This is a genomic window from Nocardia concava NBRC 100430 (assembly GCF_000308815.1).
Lineage (GTDB): Bacteria > Actinomycetota > Actinomycetes > Mycobacteriales > Mycobacteriaceae > Nocardia > Nocardia concava.
In genome coordinates this window covers 45,252-62,315 of sequence record NZ_BAFX01000139.1, presented here as the reverse complement: position 1 = coordinate 62,315, position 17,064 = coordinate 45,252, and the positions used below count along the sequence as shown (strand labels likewise).

Here is a 17,064-nt window from a genome sequence, read left to right as displayed (position 1 = left end):
GTGCGCGGGCATCTTCGGGTCAGAAGAGGGCCAGGGCGGTGAGGAGACCCGCGAGGGCGACGGTCTGCAGGGCCACCCGGAGGTTGAGGATGCTGTCCCATTTGGTCTGCAGGGCACGGGCATTGGCGGGGATGACACCGGTCTGGGCGGCCGCGGTCTGGGCGGTGTTGACCGGCTTGGCGATGAGGACGTAGCAGGCCAGCCAGGTGAGCAGGGCGGCGAGCGCGATTCCGGCGGCCGCGGCCGCGCCGAACTGACCCGCCGCGATCGCGATTCCGAGGGCGAGCACGGCGGTGATGACGCCGCCCGCGCCGAAGATCGGCATGCGCTTGTCGCCGTAGTAGTGGCCCCACCCGGCGCTGATCGTCATGGTGGCGTCGTCGAGGTGGTCGCGGTAGACCGAGCGGGTAATGAGGGCCACCGACCAGTCGGTTCCGTACACGACGGCATTGGCGAGGATGGCGAGGGCGGCGAGGATTTGGCCGGTCAGAACAAGCATCGGAGTCTCTTTTCGAGTCGAATCTAGCGGCGCTAGGAACTGAAGCAACGATAACAAGACCGAGCTAGCTTGTCTAGCGGTGCTAGATTTCGAAGAGTCGAGGCGACCGAAAGGTCTGAAATGTGCACCCCGGTGGCATGCCTCACAAGGACCAAGATCAGAATGATCTGTGAAGGTGCTCACATCTGGACGGCCGTCGGCGCGTCATGCACCGGTGGCCCCCGTCACGCAAACAGTACGGGCGTTATGCAAAACCGCATGTCAGGCCTACTGGCAAGTAGATTCCGCCGCTGCTATTCACAAGCAAATTTCGCAGCATTAGCAAAATGCTGGTGAAAGCTAGCGTGGATTCACACTTGCAACAGGTAGACGGGACTTTTGTCCTGTGCCATCGTGTGGAAGTACACCTCGCGGGCCTAGCAAGTCTGCAAATTGCCGCTCCAGCAGTGGTCGAACATCCCTCCGGGATTCGACCGGCGGGGCTACCGAGACCGAACGAAGAAGTGGAGTCAGAGATGTCGAACGTCGGCACCCCGAAGACCGCTGCGGAGCTCCAGCAGGATTGGGACACCAACCCCCGCTGGAAGGGCGTCACCCGCAACTACACGGCCGATCAGGTCGTCAAGCTGCAGGGCACCGTCGTCGAGGAGCACACCCTCGCCCGCCGTGGTGCCGAGATCCTCTGGGATCTCGTGAACAACGAGGACTACATCAACTCCCTGGGCGCCCTCACCGGCAACCAGGCCGTGCAGCAGGTCCGTGCCGGCCTGAAGGCCATCTACCTGTCCGGTTGGCAGGTCGCCGGTGACGCGAACCTGTCCGGCCACACCTACCCGGACCAGTCGCTGTACCCGGCCAACTCGGTTCCGGCCGTGGTCCGCCGCATCAACAACGCGCTGCTGCGCGCCGACGAGATCGCCAAGGTCGAGGGTGACACCTCGGTCGCCAACTGGCTGGCCCCGATCGTCGCCGACGCCGAGGCCGGCTTCGGTGGCGCCCTGAACGCCTACGAGCTGCAGAAGGCCATGATCGCCTCCGGCGCGGCCGGCGTGCACTGGGAGGACCAGCTGGCCTCCGAGAAGAAGTGCGGCCACCTGGGCGGCAAGGTGCTGATCCCCACTCAGCAGCACATCCGCACCCTGACCTCCGCGCGTCTGGCCGCCGACGTCGCCGACGTGCCGTCGGTGATCATCGCCCGCACCGACGCCGAGGCCGCCACCCTCATCACCTCCGATGTGGACGAGCGCGACCGCGAGTTCCTGGACGGCACCCGCACCGCCGAGGGCTTCTTCGGCACCAAGAACGGCATCGAGCCCTGCATCGCGCGTGCCAAGGCCTACGCCCCCTACGCCGACCTGATCTGGATGGAGACCGGCGTGCCGGACCTCGAGGTCGCGCGCAAGTTCGCCGAGGCCGTCCGCGGCGAGTTCCCGGACCAGCTGCTGGCCTACAACTGCTCGCCGTCCTTCAACTGGAAGGCGCACCTGGACGACGCGACCATCGCGAAGTTCCAGCGCGAGCTGGGCGCCATGGGCTTCAAGTTCCAGTTCATCACCCTGGCCGGCTTCCACTCGCTGAACTACGGCATGTTCGACCTGGCCTACGGCTACGCCCGCGAGGGCATGACCGCCTTCGTCGACCTGCAGGAGCGCGAGTTCAAGGCCGCCGCCGAGCGTGGCTTCACCGCCGTCAAGCACCAGCGTGAGGTCGGCGCCGGCTACTTCGACACCATCGCCACCACCGTCGACCCCAACACCAGCACCGCTGCGCTGAAGGGCTCGACCGAAGAGGGCCAGTTCCACTGAGCTACCCGAGGCGGCTCGGCGTAAACAGCTGAGCCACTTCAGGTTCCGAGGACAACCCCGAGGCGGCAGTCGCATCACACCTTCCGCCGCCGCGGGACCTCAGGACTCGCCGAGAGGGATGGCAAGCCCCTCTCGGCGAGTCCACCCCGCCCTTCCCGTCGACAGCCCCGGCGGGGAGGGCATTTCCTTAATAACGTTTTTCGTAAGACCGTTTTTCAAGACCTTAAGAAGGCGCAGGGTCGTTCAGTTATACGACGCCTTCATCCACAGCCACGACGGCCAAAGAGCAGGAGCGGGACCGTGAGCACAGAGAAGATTCAGCGCGTCGGCATTATCGGTGCGGGACAGATGGGCGCCGGCATCGCCGAGGTTTGCGCCCGGGCACACGTCGATGTCCTCGTCTTCGAGCAGACCCGTGAGCTCGCCGCCGCCGGGCGGGCCCGCATCCTGCGGTCGCTGGACCGCGGGGTGTCCAGCGGCAAGATCACCGAGCGCGAGCGCGAGCAGGCCGCCTGGCGGCTGCGCTTCACCAGCGACCTCGGCGATTTCGCCGACCGCCAGCTGGTGGTCGAGGCCGTCGTGGAGAACGAGGAAGTGAAGACCGCGATCTTCGCCGAACTCGACAAGGTCGTCACCGATCCGAACGCGGTGCTGGCCTCCAACACCTCCTCCATTCCGATCATGAAGATCGCCGTGGCCACCAACAACCCGGAGCGGGTCGTGGGCATGCACTTCTTCAACCCGGTGCCGGTGCTGCCGCTGGTCGAGCTGGTCACCACCCTCAAGACCACCGACACCGTCACCAAGCGCGCCGAGCAGTTCGCCGCCGACGTGCTGGGCAAGCAGGTCGTGCGCTCCGCCGACCGTTCCGGTTTCGTGGTCAACGCGCTGCTGGTGCCGTACCTGCTCTCGGCCATCCGCATGGTCGAATCCGGTTTCGCCACCAAGGAAGACGTCGACAAGGCCATGGTGCTGGGCTGTGCCCACCCGATGGGCCCGCTGGCCCTGACCGACCTGGTCGGCCTCGACACCGTGAAGTCCATCGCCGACTCCATGTACGAGGAGTTCAAGGAGCCGCTGTACTCCGCGCCGCCGCTGCTGAGCCGCATGGTCGAGGCCGGGCTGCTGGGTAAGAAGGCCGGAGCGGGCTTCTACCAGTACAACCGCGCGTGATCTGAGCCTTTCCATGGCGTATCGATGCGCTCACGCGGGTGGTCGCGTGAGCGCATCGTGTTTTTCTTCCTACAGAGCAGAGCGTCTTTTTCTCCAAGGTGCGCGCCGCAGGGCATGTGGCGGCGTCCACCGCAACCGGGCATAAGCTGCAATCAGGTCGTTCGGGACCGGCAGCTCGGAAGGAGTGTCCGTTCAAGATGGTCAACGTCACCGACGGGTTCGGATCCAGCATCCTGGGTTACCCGCGCATCGGCGAGCACCGGCAACTCAAGCGTGCACTGGAGTCGTACTGGCACGGCACGCTGTCTCGCGACGAGCTGCTCGCCGTCGGTCGCGATATTCAGGAGAGTCAGTTCCGGGAGCTGGCCGCCACCGGGTTGACGCAGGTCCCCGGCAACACCTTCTCCTTCTACGACCACATCCTCGACAACGCGCTGCTGTTCGGCGCGGTCCCCAAGCGGTTCGAGCCCTATCGAGAAGGCTTGGACCCCTTGGACTTCTACTTCCTGATGGCTCGCGGCCGCCCCGACCTGCCGCCGCTCGAGCTGGTCAAGCTGCTGAACACGCCGTACCACTACCGGCAGCCCGAACTCGATACCGACACCGAGTTCTCGCTGCATCCCGAGGCCCTGCTCGACGAATTCGACCGCGCCAAGGCCGCCGGCATCGAATTGCGCCCGGTGATCCTGGGCCCGCTGTCGTTGCTGCTGCTGTCCAAGACCGGACACGTCCCCGGCCAGACCGAGTTCGACAAGCTGGTGCTGCTGGACAAGCTGCTGCCGGTGTACGAGGAACTGTTCGAGATCCTCGCCAAGCGCGGCGCCACCTGTGTGCAGCTGGACGAGCCGTGCTTCACCAGTGACCGCTCGCCCTCGACCATGGAGCTGTTCGAGAAGACCTACCAGCGGCTGTCCAAGGCCCCGCTGCGTCCGCGCATGCTGGTCACCGGCTCCTACGGTGATTTCGGCGAGGCCACCGAAATCCTGTGCCGCACCGCGGTGGAGGCCATCGGCCTGGACCTCGCGAGCCACCGCGTGGTGCCCGAGGAGCTGGCCAAGATTCCGGGCATCAAGCGCAAGCGCCTCTACGCCGGCGTGATCAGCGGCACCAATGTGTGGCGCGCCGACCGGTACGTGACCCTGGAATACCTCAACAAGCTGGCCCAGGTCTGTCCCGACATGGTGGTGTCGACCGGCGCCACGCTGCTGCACGTGCCCTACGACGTGCTCGTCGAATACGAGCTCGAGGGTCCCGTCGCCGACCGTCTCGCCTTCGCCAAACAGAAGGTGCTGGAAGTGGTCTCGCTGGCCAAGGCGCTCACCGAGGGCCCCTCGGAGAAGTGGCGCAAGAAGCCGACCTCGGTGCACTTCAAGCAGAAGCACGCGGTGCGCCAGCGCGTCTACGCGGTGACCCCGCAGATGCGGGTGCGCGAACCCTACGAGACGCGAAAGATCGCACAGCAGGCCAAGCTTCGGCTCCCGCTGGTGCCTGCCACCACACTGGGCTCGTTCCCGCAGACCGAGGCGGCCCGCCAGGCGCGCCACGATCTGGGCCAGGGCAAGCTCTCCTACGACGACTACCGCAAGCGCATCGAGGCCGAGATCGAGTCGACCATCCGCCTGCAGGAGGACATCGGCCTCGACGTGTTCGTGCACGGCGAGCACGAGCGCAACGACATGATCCAGTACTTCGCGGAGCTGCTGGACGGCTTCGCCACCACCCACTACGGCTGGGTGCAGGTGTACGGATCCCGTTGCGTGCGACCGCCGATCGTGTACGGCGACGTGTCGCGCCCGGAGCCCATGTCGGTGTCGTGGACCGCGTACGCGCAGTCGCTCACCGACAAGCCGGTCAAGGGCATGGTCACCGGCCCGGTCACCATGCTGGCCCGCTCCTTCGTGCGCCAGGACCAGCCGCTCTACGAGACCGCCGACCAGGTGGCGCTGGCCATTCGCGACGAGGTCGTGGACCTGGAGAAGGCGGGCATCGCCATCATCCAGGTGGACGAGCCCTCCATTCGCGAGCTGCTGCCGCTGCGCAAGAAGGGGCAGGCCGAATACCTGCGCTGGGCGGTCGGCGCGTTCAAGCTGGCCACCTCCGGCGTCAAGCCGGAGACCCAGATCCACACGCACATCGGCTATTCCAGCCGCGGCGACGTGGTGGCGGCCATCGAGGAGCTCGATGCCGACGTCACCGCCATCGTGGCCACCCGCTCCATCGAATGGGTGCTCGAGGCGCTGAAGGAGGACTGCGCCGAGGGTCGCGGCCTGACCCACGGTGTCGGCCCGGGCGTGTACGAGTCGCGTTCGGCTCGCATCCCGGACATCGACGAGCTGGACGAATTGCTCACCGCCGCAGCCGAAGCCGTCACCCCGGAACGCCTGTGGGCCAATCCGGACGGCGGCCTCAAGACCCGCCACCACTGGCAGCTGGACCCGTCGCTGCGCAATATGGTCGCGGCGGCCCGCCGCGTCCGGCGGCGCGCGGAGGCCGCCGCGGGCGAAAGCGCCTGATCAGCGCAGCAGTGACCGGGCGGTTGGAGCCAGGCGCAGGACGTGTTCCGGCCCCTCCAGCCGCTTGGCCAGCTCGGGTGCGACATCGTCCCGCCAGCGCGGCGACCGGATCAGCATGGCGAGCTGCGCGGCACGCCGATCGGCGTCGGCGAAGGTCGCGAACCAGCTGAAGACTGATTCGCCCTCGCGAACGGGCAAGGGCGCGAAGGTATTCGGCGCGGGCTCGGTCTCGTAGACGCCGACGGGGTGGATGCCCGCCGCGGCGAGCGCGGGCCGGACCCGGTCGTCGAAGAAGCCGGCGAATTCGTCGAGGTCGACGGACGGGTGGTAGACGGTCGCCATGACCCGCGCGGGCGGCGCAGCGGTGGCATCGCGGGCGGGGCGGTCACTCGGCGCTGTGAAGCCGCTGCCCGGCGGGGACGGGCGCAATAGCAGCACGTCGGTGGTGTCGATCATGGTGGCGCGGGCGGCCGGTGCGTGCGTGTGCCAGGTCTCGCTGTCCAGGTAGAACGCGGTCAGCGCGGCATGGCGGGCCCGCATATCGGGGAAGGCGCGCAGCCAGACGAAGCGGTCCGGATCGTCCTCGTCGCGGAACTGCCCGATGATGCGGGCGCCGAGGGTTTCCTGCGGGTCGAGCAGCTCACGGTCGAAGAGGTCGATGAGGGTGTCGCGCGTGCCCGGCCGCAGTGTGTACTGCCGCAATTCGAGGACCGGCCAGAGGATTTCGGTCATGTCTTCACGGTCGCACCGCTGGGACGGTCGTTCCAGTGGCCTGAATGCCGCTTTCCGTCAAGATCTGGCCAGTCACGAAGCGGTCATGAACCGCGGATTAGCTTGTGAACCATCGGTTTTCGAGATGGAGGCGAACATGGATCCGACGGGTAAGGGCAATCAGCCGGACGAGCCGGAGGGCGACAAGCAGTACTACGACTCCTACAACCAGAAGGGTGACCAGGTGGCGCAGGAGCCGCCGTGGAAGTCCGGACGCTGACGGCAACGGCCTGAGATTCCGACGGCGACGGCCCGGAGTTTGTCGGTGGGGGTCGCTACGGTGTGGGGCGTGAACCGCACCGATCGGCTCTACGCGATTGTCGAGGAGTTGCGGGCGATTTCGCCGCGCCTCCGCACGGCACGGGAATTGGCGGCGCGGCACGGGGTCAGCGTGCGCACGGTCGAGCGGGATATCAGCGCGCTGCAGCAGTCCGGGGTGCCCATCTACGCCGATGTCGGTCGGCGCGGCGGGTACGCGCTGGAGAAGAGCATGTCGTTGCCGCCGTTGAATTTCACGGCGGCGGAGGCGGTGGCGCTGGCCGTCGCGGTGGCGCGGGCAGACGACGGGCCGTTCGCGGCGGCGGGGCGCAGCGCGCTGCGCAAGATCCTGGCCGCCATGTCGCAGCAGAATGCCGACGCGGCACGGCAATTGGCGCTGCGGGTGCGGTTGTTCGACTCGCCCGAGGCGGTCGCGCCCATGCCGATCCCGCCCGAGGTGGAGCAGGCCGTGGTGGCGCGGCGCGTGCTGCGCATCGAATATCTGGACCGCTCGGGCGTACTCAGTGAACGCGAGGTGGAGCCGGTGGCGCTGCTGCACGGGAGCAACGGCTGGTATCTGCTGGCGTGGTGCCTGCTGCGCGACGAGCCGCGCAATTTCCGGCTGGATCGTATGAAGGGCATCGAGCTGACGGAACGGGTCGGACCGGAGCGTTCCATCGATATGTGCCGCCCCTCGGAGCCGGTACACGAGATCCGGATGATCTCGCTCGGCTAGGTCCGAAAACCCCGACAGAAAAGTCCGGAAACACCGACAGGGGGTTGTCGCCGGGCCGGGAGATCGTGATGGGGCAAGGCAATCCACCCCAGACTCTCCGGGAGACAGAGATGACCACTCCTCCGCCTTTCAACACCGTGGCCTGGTTCCAGGTCGGCAGCAATGAGCCCGATCAGGTGAAGGCCTTCTACCAGGAACTGTTCGGCTGGAACTTCGCTCCGGACCCGAACGAGGACGGCAACTACGACCTGGTCACCTACCCGGGCAGCGATATGCCCGCGGGCGGTATCGCGCACACCGACGACGCCTCCGCCAACCACGCCATCTTCTATGTGCTGGTCCAGGATGTCCCCGAGATCCTGGCCGCGGCCGAGAAGGCGGGCGGCAAGGTGTTCGTGCAGCCCGTCACCGCCAAGAACGGCCTGGTCTTCTCCGAGATCCTCGACACCTCGGGCAACCGTTTCGGCATCTTCAGCCCGCCGCCGGTGAACTGATCACCGATTCCGCACACCGGCGCGGTTAGCCTGTCACCGAAGCTTTTTCGAATGACAGGAGTGTGGATCGTGGGCATGTTCGACCAGTTGAAGGATGCGGCGGGCAAGGCGGCGGAGCTGGCGGGGCAGCACGCCGACAAGCTGGAGCCGCTGATCGACAAGGCGGGCGACGCCATCGACCAGCAGACCGAGGGCAAGTTCGCGGGCGCCGTGGACAAGGTGCAGGACGCCGCCAAGCAGGCGCTGCGCGAGCAGGGGCAGTAGCGGAAGGCTCGGTCATCGAGCGGCCGGCGGCGACACTGCCGCCGGATTCGCTACCGCCGCACCCTGATTCGCGAGGCCGGAACCGCAATTCGGAAGGCCGGATCAGCGGCGCTGCTCGTGCGGACCGTGGTGGTCGCGCTCGTACCAGTTGCGGTAGTGGCTCCAGCAGTAGTCCCAGTTGAAGCCGTGGCTGTCGCGATCGCAGTAGTAGTGGTACCAGTAGTTGTCGTCACGATCGGTGGCGGCGATACCGGTCCCGGCCGGGAGGGCCGACGCGATGCCCGCGCCGACCGGCAGGGCGAACAGGGCGGCGGCGGTGACGGTCACCAGACGTTTGGTGAGGGTCGACATGTGATCTGCTCCTGAGGCTTTCGGTGTTCCGGGAGGTGTTTCCCGTGAAAGCAATGGTGCTGATCCGCGGCCGAATTCTCTGTCCGCCCGGCGACGCCGCGAAGGTGTTCGCGCCGACACAACGGTCGGCGCGAACACCTGCTGTGCTCACCCGGTGGCGGTGTCGTTCACATGGTGGCGGTGTCGATCACGAAGCGGTAGCGCACATCCGAGGCGACCGCGCGGTCGTACGCCTCGTTGATCCGGTCCGCGGAGATGACCTCGATCTCCGCGCCGATGCCGTGCTCGGCGCAGAAGTTCAGCATCTCCTGGGTCTGCGGAATGCCGCCGATCATGGAACCCGACAGCGAGCGCCGCATCCCGGCCAGCGTGGAAGCCCTTACGCTGGCGGGCTTGTCGGGCAGACCCAGCAGCACCAGGCTGCCGTCCAGCTTCAGCAGTTTGATGTAGTCCTCGATCGGCAGATCGGCCGACACGGTATTGATGATCAGGTCGAACGAGCCGCGCAGCTGCTTGAAGGTGGCGCGGTCACCGGTTGCGTAGTAGTGCTGCGCGCCGAACCGCAGGCCGTCCTCCTGCTTGGACAGCGAGTGGCTGAGTACGGTCACCTCCGCGCCCATCGCGGCGGCGATCTTCACACCCACGTGCCCGAGCCCGCCCATCCCGATGATGGCGACCTTCTTGCCGGGCCCGGCGTTCCAATGCCGCAGCGGCGAGAACAAGGTGATGCCCGCGCACAGCAGCGGCGCGGCCACATCCAGCCCGATGCCGTCCGGAATCGACAGCACGAACCCCTCGGTCACCACGACCTGCGTGGAGTAGCCGCCCAGGGTGTACCCGCCCGCCTGCTTCTCGGCGGGCACCGCGCTGTTGTAGGTCCAGACCAGGCCCCCGGTGCAGTACTGCTGTTCCCCGGCCAGGCAGGCCTCGCACTCCCCGCAGGAATCGACCATGCAGCCCACCCCGACCCGATCGCCGACCCGGTGCCGGGTCACCTCGGAGCCGACGGCGGCGACGATGCCCGCGATCTCGTGCCCGGGCACGCACGGGTAGGCGGTGCCGTGCCATTCGTTGCGGGCGGTGTGGATGTCGGAATGGCAGATGCCCGCGTATTTCACGTCGATCAGCACATCGTGGGGTCCGAGCTCGCGGCGTTCGATGGCGATTTTCTCGAAGGCTCCGTCCGGGGCGGATACGGCATATGCGGCAGCAGTGCTCATGCAGTCATGCCTACTCCCGCATTCCGCCGCGCATCAACCGGGGGTCGGATATACCGCGCGCGGCGCGGCGTGGCGACCCCGCGGCAATCGCTCGGCACGATGACACGATGGCGATTCTGCTGTCCCTGTTCTCGATGTGCGCCACCCTGGTCGGCGGCCTGATCGCGTCCCGCATCGGCGACCGCAAGCGCCTGGTCCTCGGCCTGGCCGCCGGGGTCATGCTCGGCGTGGTGGCCTTCGATCTGATGCCGGAATCACTCGAGGCCGACGAGCGGATCGCGCTCGGCGTCCCGGTCCCGCTGCTGGCCGCGGTGGTCGGCTTCTTCACCGTGCACATCATCGAGCGGTCCATGGCCATTCACACCGGCTACGAGGACGAATACGTCGCCCACCAGCACGGCCACGATTTCAGCTCGCTGGGCCTGCTGGCCGCGGGCGGTCTGGTCTTCCACAGCATGCTCGACGGCCTGAGCATCGGATTCGGTTTCCAGGCCAGTACCACGGTCGGCGCGGCGGTGGCCATCGCGGTCATCAGCCACGACTTCGCCGACGGTTTCAACACTTTCACGCTGACCACGCTCTACGGCAATGCCCGCAGGCGGGGTCTGATCATGCTCGGGCTGGACGCGATCGCGCCGGTGATCGGCGCGGTGATCGGTACCCTGGTGAAGGTGCCGAAGGAACTGGTCGGCCTTTACCTGGGTTATTTCGCGGGATTCCTGCTCTACCTCGCGACGGCCGATATCCTGCCCGAGGCACACGCGGGCAAACCCTCCCGGGGACCCCTGCTGTGCACGCTGGCCGGGGTGCTGTTCATGTTGTTCATAGCCGCCCTGAGCCACTGAGATACCGGTACCACCAGGAGGGTCCGTGGACGACGGCAGACGTCGAGGCCGAGGCGGCCGCCTGCTGGCGCTGTTCGTCGCCGCGCTCCTCGGCTTCACCGGATTCCTCTGCTACCGAGGCGAACTGCCCCGCTGGGCCCTGGACGACGACGCCACCTCCGCCAGCCTCGTCGGGCCCTCGCTCCCGCCGCTGGATGTCGAACTGGTCTCCCGGGTGGCCGAACCGGCCCTGGTGAACATCACCGCCGGCATCCGCCCCTACGGTCTGGGCGCGGCCGGATCCGGCATCGTGCTGACCGCCGACGGCGAGATCCTCACCAGCCATCACGTCATCAAAGGCGCTGACACCGTGACGGTTTCGGATATCGGCACCGGCGCGACCTACACGGCCACGGTCGCCGGATACGACTCCGGGGCCGATATCGCGCTGCTGGATCTGACCGGCGCCGGCGGGCTCCCGGTCGCCCGTATCGGCAGTTCCGCCCCGCTGCATCTCGGCGATGACGTGCTGGCCATCGGCAATGCGGGCGGCACCGGTTCCCCGACCGCGGTCGGCGGCCCCATCACCAATCTGGATTCGGCCATCGTGGCCCGCAATGCCGCCGACCTGTCGCGAAAGTCGCTGCACGGCATGATCGAAGTGGCCGCCGCGGTGGCCGCCGGGCAGTCCGGCGGCGCGCTGGTGGACCGCTACGGCGCGGTGGTCGGCGTCGTCACCGCGGCCTCGGGCGATCTGCAGAAGGCATTGGGCAAGGGCCCCAACGGTTATGCCGTCCCCATCGACACCGCCATGAACGTGGTCCGCCAGATCCGTTCCGGCACACCGACCGACACCGTCCACATCGGCCCCACCGCCACCCTCGGCATCCTCACCTCCGACGCGCAGCCCACCGGCGCGCGCATCGATGTGGCCATCTACGGACTGCCCGCCTACGCGGCCGGACTCGCCGACGGCGAGATCATCACCGCCCTCGACGACCGCCCCATCGCGACCTCGCAAATGCTGAAAGCCGCACTCAACGCCCATAAACCGGACGATGTGGTGCGGCTCGAGATCAGCGATCCCACGGGCGGGCGCCGCACGGTGAGCGTCACACTCACCGTGGGCCCGCCCAACTAGAATTCCGCCCCGCTGACTAGAACTTGGCGTTCCAGTAGTCCTGGAACTTGAGGTACACGGTCAGGATGATGATCGCGTAGTAGATCGCGATCAGCGTCCACCGCCATTCCACGAGAATCTGCAGCAGCCCGCGCGAGCGGCCGAACAGCAGCCCGGTCACGATCGCGAACATGGCCGGGGTCACCGCCCACACCACCATGCACCACGGGCACAGCGCGTGGATCTCGAAGGTGGCGTCCCAGACCAGCCAGCCGATGGCCGCGATGCCGACCAGCAGGCCCAGCCACATGCCGGCGAAGAACCAGCGCGGCAACGAGATTCCGACCACCAGCAGGATGCCGATGGTGACGAAGACCGAGAACCCGACCACGCCGATGATCGGATTGGGGAATCCGAACAGGGACGCGGACTTCGACGCCATGACCGTGGTGCACGAGAGCGTGGCGTCGATGGTGCACATCGGCTTGTAGCCGACCTCGGTGAGCGACTTGTACTTCTCGACCAGCAGCGTCACCGACGCCGCCCAGCCGATCAACGCACCCAGCAGCAGCGGCCAGGCCGAGCGGGGACCCGCCGCGATCATCACTTGGCCGCGTTCTCGATCACCGCGGTCATGCCGCCGTTGCTCATCAGCGCCTGCGGGTCCTGCACCTGGGTGCCGTTGACGTAGACCGTCGGGGTGGACTTCACGCCGGTGGCGAAGACCTTGTCGGTCTGGGTCTTCACCCAGCTCGTGTACTTGCCGTCCTTGATCGCCTGGGCGACAGCGGGATCGGTGTAGCCGGAATCCTTGGCGATCTGGATGAGCTGGTCGTCGCTCATGCCGCTGCCGCCCTCCTTGGGCTGCTTGGCGTACATATTGGCCAGCCAGCCCTGGAACTTCGACGGATCGGCCTCGTACATCACGTAGGCCGCCGCGGCGCCGCGGGTGGAGAACTGATTGCCGCTGGAGGCGCGGTCCAGGAAGGTGATGATGTTGTAGTCCACGATCGCCTGGCCGCTCTGCACGGCCTTCTTCAGCGCGTCGGCATTGGCGTTCTCGAACATGGCGCACGCCGGGCACTGCACGTCGGCGACCACGCGGACGTTCACCTTCTGCTTGCCCTCGGGCGCGGGGGCGGCGGTGTTGTCGATGCGGATGGCGCCCTCGGGGGTGAGGTTCGCCGGGACCAGGGCCGCCTGCGCGGCATCCCAGTGGAAGGAGTTGGCGGCCTCGGACTTGTCGTCGTTGTGCTTGCGCATGGCCAGGGTGATGCCGATGCCCGCGATCAGGCCGAGCAGCACGACGGCCACGCCCACCTGGATGAGGATCTTCCGATTGCGGTCGGCTTTCGCCGCGTTCGCCAGCGGATTCTTACCGGTTGTCTTGCTCACCTGCGCGCTCACCACGCCTTCCGTAGTCACGACTCTGCGGGCCCATCTTCACCCGCGAACCTGAGAGATGCCTGTATCCGGGCAGGCCGAGTCGCGCCCGGTGTCCGGCCACGAGCGATTGTCCGTGAACAACGGCGGGCTTTCGCCCTGGGGGATGTCAATCACGCCTGGGCGAGGCGTTTTTTCTGCTCGGCGATATCGAAGTCGGCGGACGGCCAATCCAGCTTCAGGCCCTGCAGCGCGTCGATGAGCAGTTCGGTGACGGCCAGGCGCGAGTACCACTTGTGGTCGCAGGGCAGCACGTACCAGGGGGCGTAGTCGGTATTGGTGCGGTCCAGAACCGCCTGGTAGGCCTCTTGGTACTGCGGCCAGTAGGCGCGCTCGTCGATGTCGTTCGGGTTGAACTTCCAGTACTTGTCGGGCCGGTCCAGCCGCTGCGCGAGCCGCTTCTTCTGCTCGTCGAGGGAGACGAACATGGCCACCTTCACCACGGTGGTGCCGTCGTCGACGAGTTTGCGTTCGAACTTGTTGATCTCGTCGTAGCGCTTCTCCCAGACCTCCGGGGCCACCAGGTCGTGCACCCGCACCACCAGCACGTCCTCGTAGTGGGAGCGGTCGAACACGCCGATCTGGCCGCCGCGCGGCAGCTTCTTGCGAATCCGCCAGAGGTAGTGGTGCTTACGTTCCTCGGGCGTCGGCACCCCGAAGGCCGCGTGATCCACGCCCTGCGGGTCCACCGAGCCGATCACGTGCCGGACGATGCCGCCCTTGCCGGCGGTGTCCATGCCCTGCAACACCAGCAACACACTGCGGGTGTCGCCGGAACGGCCATTGGCGTAGAGCTTTTCCTGCAGATCCGACAACACCTCGGCGCGTTCGGCGAGCAGCTGCTCCCCGGCCTTCTTGTCGCCCTTGAATCCGGGGGTGGCCGATGTGCTCAGGTCGCTCACCTTCACGCCATCGGCGCGCAGCGCCTTGGTGACCGGTTTCGACCAGGATGTCGCCTTCGCCATTCGTCATGGTTAGCACGCGTCGCGGTTTCGCGCAGGCAACCGCGCCGAATCAGACCCGGGCCAGACGCACCAGCTGGGCGGCCAATTCCTCGTCGGTGATCGGGGTCAGCGTCAGGTCCGCGGCGGTGGTGAGCAGGTAGCGGCCGTCGCCGGAGAAGTCGAGCCAGGTGCGGTGCCGGGTCGGCGGGGACAGCGGATTCGCGGGTTCGACCGTGACGGTGATGAATCCGCGTCCGTCCACCGGTTCGCGCAGCTTGCGGCGGAAGCGGTCGGCCTCCGCGCCGGTGCCGGTGGCGTCGGGATAGAGCACCGCCTGCTGCGGTTCGCGCAGCGGCTCCAGCTGCCCGGGCGGCGCGGAACCGATGACCTCGACCAGCTCACGGCCCAATTGCTCTGCGGGGCACAGCGATACGGTCACCGAATCCGGCAGCGAGACCAGAATGCCCACCCGCTGCTGGGCCACCGCGGCGAACGCGAGAATGCGGCGCGCCTGCGGCCCGGCGGTGTGCTCGCCGTAGAGGGTGACCGTCGTGGTGTCGGTGCGGGCGCACAGCGCCAGCGCCGCGGCCAGCTCCGGATCGGTGCGGCGCAGGAAGCGCTGCGGTGCGCCGCCCAGACCGGTGGCCGCGAATCGCGGTGCGGCCCCGGCACTCTGCTCCCGGGCCTCCGAGCCTCCGGGCACGGGCGGGGTCGTGTCGAGCGGGTAGGGACGCCGGGCCAGATCGGTTTCGCGGGTCCAGATCATCGCGAACTCGTCCGGGGTCAGAATCCATTTCAAGTGGCCGACCCCCCTTTCTTCGGTACCACCTCCGTCCCGTCGCGACCCTACCGGAGAGATTCTGCGGGTGCTGGGTGTCGCCGGAGAGCGCAATCTGTGACCTGCCGCACTATCGGCAGGGGTTGGCTATGGCCGCGGCGCGGTGAAGCGCACTCAATCGTGGTGCGGCGCGGGGTAATCGGCGAGCCCCGCGATGGCGGTGTCGAAGCCGCGGGTGGCGGTTTCGATGATCCCCGCGCGCACCGCCTCCGGGTCCGCGCCCGCGAGAATGCCGCGCCGGATCTCGGCGTGGAGGGCGCGATCCAGGCCTGCCAGCGCCGCGGCGACCAGCCTCGGCGTCGGATCGTTCGGCTCGGTGCCCGCCGCATCGGAAAGTGCCTGTGCCAGTGCGGTTTCGGACCGCTCGCCGAGCTGGCGCAACCGTGCCTGCAGGGCGGGGCTGTCGTCGATCAGCCGCCAGAACGCGGTGGCTGCGCGGGACAGGCCGAGGGTGGGATCGTCGCGGTGGACGCGGTCGAGAAACGCGCGACGGATGGCCGCGGCCGCCGATTCGCCGGGCTCGCGGTCCCGGACCGCCGCGGCCATTCGATCGGCCACCTCGTCCTGGCGGTCGAAGAACAGGTCCTCCTTGGTCGGGAAGTAGTTGAAGGCGGTATTGACCGAGACGTTCGCGGCCCGCGCGACGTCGGCGACGGTCACCTTGTCGAAGCCCTTCTCGGTGAACAGCGCCATGGCCGCGTCGGCGAGCGCGGTCCGGGTGGCGAGCTTCTTCTCCTCGCGTAGTGCCAACTACGTCTCCTCACTCGATGTCGACGGTCCGGCTCCGCCGGAGAGCAGTATAGGTGTGACACTAAAATTGGTGTCACACCAAAATTCGCGCTACGGTCGGACACATGACCCTCAGATTCGGCATCTACGCGGGCGGACTCGGCGGCGACCAATACGGCAATGTCACCCCCGGCCCGCCCGAGCGGGCCGACCGCATCACCGAGGCCCTGGACGCGCTGCACGGCGATCACCCGTTCGTGGTGCGCGGGTACGTCCTCTACGACGACGCGCGAGGCGGATTCCAGGAAGCACCGCCGCGGCCGTGGCAGTACGCGGCACCGAACCGCAAGCTCGATCTGGTGGTGTGCTTCCACGAACCCGGCGACGATCTCACCGGCTGGCTCGATTTCGTCCGTCGGCAGTTGCGCGAGCACGGGCCGGTGCTCGCCTCACTGCAGATCGCGGAGGAACCCAACCACGCCGGTCCCGGCGGCAATGCCGACTATCCGAACGTCCGGCAGGCCGTCGTCGAGGGCGTGCTCGCCGCCCGCGCGGAGGCGGACCGGCTCGGGCTCGACGTCCGTATCGGCTGCAACTCCACGGTGATCCTCGATCCGGCCCAGGAGTACTGGACCGACCTGGGGCGCAGGGGTGGAAGCGAATTCATCACGGCGCTCGACTATGTCGGCCTGGATTTCTTCCCCGACGTCTTCCGCCCGATCCCCGCCGACGGCCTGGAGGCCGCGGTCACCGCGGTCGTCACCGGCTTCCGCCGCGAAAGCCTCGCCGCCGCGGGCATTCCCGAGACCACACCCCTGCACATCACCGAATCCGGTTGGGCCACCGGCCCGAACCGCTCCTACCCGCGGCAGGCCGAGGTGCTCGAGACCGTGGTGCGCCTCGTCGACGGCCTCGCCGACGAGCTCAATATCACCGCCTACGAACACTTCGGTCTGCGCGACTCCTACAGCGATCAGGGCGATATGAATCTCGAATTCGGGCTGCTGCGTTCGGATTACACGCCCAAGCCCGCCTTCGAGACCTACCGCGACCTCATCGCGAAGTACAGCACCCCGGAATAG

General features: G+C 67.4%; 19 protein-coding genes. 10 read left to right on the top strand and 9 right to left on the bottom strand.

Going from position 1 to position 17,064, the window contains the following annotated elements; all coding sequences use genetic code 11:
- Positions 1-19: 19 nt before the first annotated feature.
- Entirely contained in the window at positions 20-499 is a 480-nt protein-coding gene (locus tag ON43_RS32635; protein WP_040813690.1) for a hypothetical protein, read from the bottom strand.
- A gap of 515 nt (positions 500-1,014) precedes the next feature.
- Here ON43_RS32635 and aceA point away from each other — a divergent pair.
- The 3 genes from aceA (at position 1,015) to metE (ending at position 5,990) form a co-directional block, all read left to right on the top strand.
- Positions 1,015-2,304 carry an isocitrate lyase gene (gene aceA, locus ON43_RS32630; protein WP_040813689.1) on the top strand — a complete coding sequence of 430 codons (1,290 nt, stop codon included), beginning with the start codon at positions 1,015-1,017 and terminating at the stop codon, positions 2,302-2,304.
- 300 nt (positions 2,305-2,604) lie between these two features.
- Positions 2,605-3,477 carry a 3-hydroxybutyryl-CoA dehydrogenase gene (locus ON43_RS32625; protein WP_040813688.1) on the top strand — a complete coding sequence of 291 codons (873 nt, stop codon included), beginning with the start codon at positions 2,605-2,607 and terminating at the stop codon, positions 3,475-3,477.
- Between the two features lie 197 nt (positions 3,478-3,674).
- Positions 3,675-5,990 (top strand): 5-methyltetrahydropteroyltriglutamate--homocysteine S-methyltransferase, encoded by a 2,316-nt coding sequence (gene metE, locus ON43_RS32620; protein WP_040813687.1) that lies wholly within the window; start codon positions 3,675-3,677, stop codon positions 5,988-5,990.
- On the opposite strand, the gene ON43_RS32615 is transcribed toward metE, so the two are convergent.
- The gene (locus ON43_RS32615) at positions 5,991-6,722 is read right to left on the bottom strand and encodes an NIPSNAP family protein (protein WP_040813686.1); all 732 of its coding nucleotides are present in this window, start codon (positions 6,720-6,722) and stop codon (positions 5,991-5,993) included.
- Positions 6,723-6,858: 136 nt separating this feature from the next.
- Here ON43_RS32615 and ON43_RS46915 point away from each other — a divergent pair, with 136 nt between their 5' ends.
- The 4 genes from ON43_RS46915 to ON43_RS32600 all read left to right on the top strand — a co-directional run bounded on the left by ON43_RS46915 (position 6,859) and on the right by ON43_RS32600 (position 8,513).
- Positions 6,859-6,981: a hypothetical protein gene (locus tag ON43_RS46915; RefSeq protein WP_281033382.1), complete on the top strand. Its 123-nt coding sequence runs from the start codon at positions 6,859-6,861 to the stop codon at positions 6,979-6,981.
- A 69-nt stretch (positions 6,982-7,050) separates the two neighbouring features.
- Positions 7,051-7,755 carry a helix-turn-helix transcriptional regulator gene (locus ON43_RS32610; protein WP_040813685.1) on the top strand — a complete coding sequence of 235 codons (705 nt, stop codon included), beginning with the start codon at positions 7,051-7,053 and terminating at the stop codon, positions 7,753-7,755.
- 110 nt (positions 7,756-7,865) lie between these two features.
- Complete coding sequence (locus tag ON43_RS32605; RefSeq protein ID WP_040813684.1) at positions 7,866-8,249, top strand: VOC family protein; 384 nt, start codon at positions 7,866-7,868, stop codon at positions 8,247-8,249.
- A 51-nt stretch (positions 8,250-8,300) separates the two neighbouring features.
- The gene (locus ON43_RS32600; protein WP_083913882.1) at positions 8,301-8,513 is read left to right on the top strand and encodes an antitoxin; all 213 of its coding nucleotides are present in this window, start codon (positions 8,301-8,303) and stop codon (positions 8,511-8,513) included.
- Between the two features lie 102 nt (positions 8,514-8,615).
- Here ON43_RS32600 and ON43_RS32595 read toward each other — a convergent pair whose 3' ends face one another.
- Both ON43_RS32595 and ON43_RS32590 read right to left on the bottom strand, forming a co-directional pair.
- Positions 8,616-8,864: a hypothetical protein gene (locus ON43_RS32595; RefSeq protein ID WP_040813683.1), complete on the bottom strand. Its 249-nt coding sequence runs from the start codon at positions 8,862-8,864 to the stop codon at positions 8,616-8,618.
- Between the two features lie 167 nt (positions 8,865-9,031).
- Positions 9,032-10,084 carry an NAD(P)-dependent alcohol dehydrogenase gene (locus tag ON43_RS32590; RefSeq protein WP_040813682.1) on the bottom strand — a complete coding sequence of 351 codons (1,053 nt, stop codon included), beginning with the start codon at positions 10,082-10,084 and terminating at the stop codon, positions 9,032-9,034.
- A gap of 107 nt (positions 10,085-10,191) precedes the next feature.
- On the opposite strand from ON43_RS32590, the gene ON43_RS32585 reads away from it, so the two are divergent.
- Both ON43_RS32585 and ON43_RS46910 read left to right on the top strand, forming a co-directional pair.
- Entirely contained in the window at positions 10,192-10,929 is a 738-nt protein-coding gene (locus tag ON43_RS32585) for a ZIP family metal transporter (RefSeq protein WP_040813681.1), read from the top strand.
- Positions 10,930-10,954: 25 nt separating this feature from the next.
- A complete protein-coding gene (locus ON43_RS46910; protein ID WP_040813680.1) occupies positions 10,955-12,049 on the top strand; it encodes a S1C family serine protease in 1,095 nt (364 codons plus the stop codon).
- Between the two features lie 16 nt (positions 12,050-12,065).
- On the opposite strand, the gene ON43_RS32575 is transcribed toward ON43_RS46910, so the two are convergent.
- The 5 genes from ON43_RS32575 to ON43_RS32555 all read right to left on the bottom strand — a co-directional run bounded on the left by ON43_RS32575 (position 12,066) and on the right by ON43_RS32555 (position 16,003).
- A complete protein-coding gene (locus ON43_RS32575; protein WP_040813679.1) occupies positions 12,066-12,632 on the bottom strand; it encodes a vitamin K epoxide reductase family protein in 567 nt (188 codons plus the stop codon).
- Positions 12,632-13,435 (bottom strand): DsbA family protein, encoded by an 804-nt coding sequence (locus ON43_RS32570; RefSeq protein WP_245568843.1) that lies wholly within the window; start codon positions 13,433-13,435, stop codon positions 12,632-12,634. Before ON43_RS32570 ends, ON43_RS32575 begins: the two co-directional genes overlap by 1 nt.
- A 149-nt stretch (positions 13,436-13,584) precedes the next feature.
- The gene (locus tag ON43_RS32565; RefSeq protein WP_040813678.1) at positions 13,585-14,436 is read right to left on the bottom strand and encodes a polyphosphate kinase 2 family protein; all 852 of its coding nucleotides are present in this window, start codon (positions 14,434-14,436) and stop codon (positions 13,585-13,587) included.
- Between the two features lie 49 nt (positions 14,437-14,485).
- Positions 14,486-15,214: an ESX secretion-associated protein EspG gene (locus ON43_RS32560; RefSeq protein WP_040813677.1), complete on the bottom strand. Its 729-nt coding sequence runs from the start codon at positions 15,212-15,214 to the stop codon at positions 14,486-14,488.
- Between the two features lie 153 nt (positions 15,215-15,367).
- Positions 15,368-16,003: a TetR family transcriptional regulator gene (locus tag ON43_RS32555; protein WP_040813676.1), complete on the bottom strand. Its 636-nt coding sequence runs from the start codon at positions 16,001-16,003 to the stop codon at positions 15,368-15,370.
- A 104-nt stretch (positions 16,004-16,107) separates the two neighbouring features.
- Between ON43_RS32555 and ON43_RS32550 the strand changes: the two genes are divergently transcribed.
- Positions 16,108-17,064: a hypothetical protein gene (locus ON43_RS32550; RefSeq protein ID WP_040813675.1), complete on the top strand. Its 957-nt coding sequence runs from the start codon at positions 16,108-16,110 to the stop codon at positions 17,062-17,064.

Excerpts from the sequence above, each read along its gene's own strand:
- ON43_RS32565 (WP_040813678.1), bottom strand. The coding sequence starts at position 14,436 with ATGGCGAAGGCGACATCCTGGTCGAAACCGGTCACCAAGGCGCTGCGC.
- ON43_RS32600 (WP_083913882.1), top strand. The coding sequence starts at position 8,301 with ATGACAGGAGTGTGGATCGTGGGCATGTTCGACCAGTTGAAGGATGCG.
- ON43_RS46915 (WP_281033382.1), top strand. The coding sequence starts at position 6,859 with ATGGATCCGACGGGTAAGGGCAATCAGCCGGACGAGCCGGAGGGCGAC.
- ON43_RS32585 (WP_040813681.1), top strand. The coding sequence starts at position 10,192 with ATGGCGATTCTGCTGTCCCTGTTCTCGATGTGCGCCACCCTGGTCGGC.
- metE (WP_040813687.1), top strand. The coding sequence starts at position 3,675 with ATGGTCAACGTCACCGACGGGTTCGGATCCAGCATCCTGGGTTACCCG.
- ON43_RS32575 (WP_040813679.1), bottom strand. The coding sequence starts at position 12,632 with ATGATCGCGGCGGGTCCCCGCTCGGCCTGGCCGCTGCTGCTGGGTGCG.
- aceA (WP_040813689.1), top strand. The coding sequence starts at position 1,015 with ATGTCGAACGTCGGCACCCCGAAGACCGCTGCGGAGCTCCAGCAGGAT.
- ON43_RS32550 (WP_040813675.1), top strand. The coding sequence starts at position 16,108 with ATGACCCTCAGATTCGGCATCTACGCGGGCGGACTCGGCGGCGACCAA.
- ON43_RS32615 (WP_040813686.1), bottom strand. The coding sequence starts at position 6,722 with ATGACCGAAATCCTCTGGCCGGTCCTCGAATTGCGGCAGTACACACTG.
- ON43_RS32590 (WP_040813682.1), bottom strand. The coding sequence starts at position 10,084 with ATGAGCACTGCTGCCGCATATGCCGTATCCGCCCCGGACGGAGCCTTC.
- ON43_RS32595 (WP_040813683.1), bottom strand. The coding sequence starts at position 8,864 with ATGTCGACCCTCACCAAACGTCTGGTGACCGTCACCGCCGCCGCCCTG.
- ON43_RS32605 (WP_040813684.1), top strand. The coding sequence starts at position 7,866 with ATGACCACTCCTCCGCCTTTCAACACCGTGGCCTGGTTCCAGGTCGGC.
- ON43_RS32635 (WP_040813690.1), bottom strand. The coding sequence starts at position 499 with ATGCTTGTTCTGACCGGCCAAATCCTCGCCGCCCTCGCCATCCTCGCC.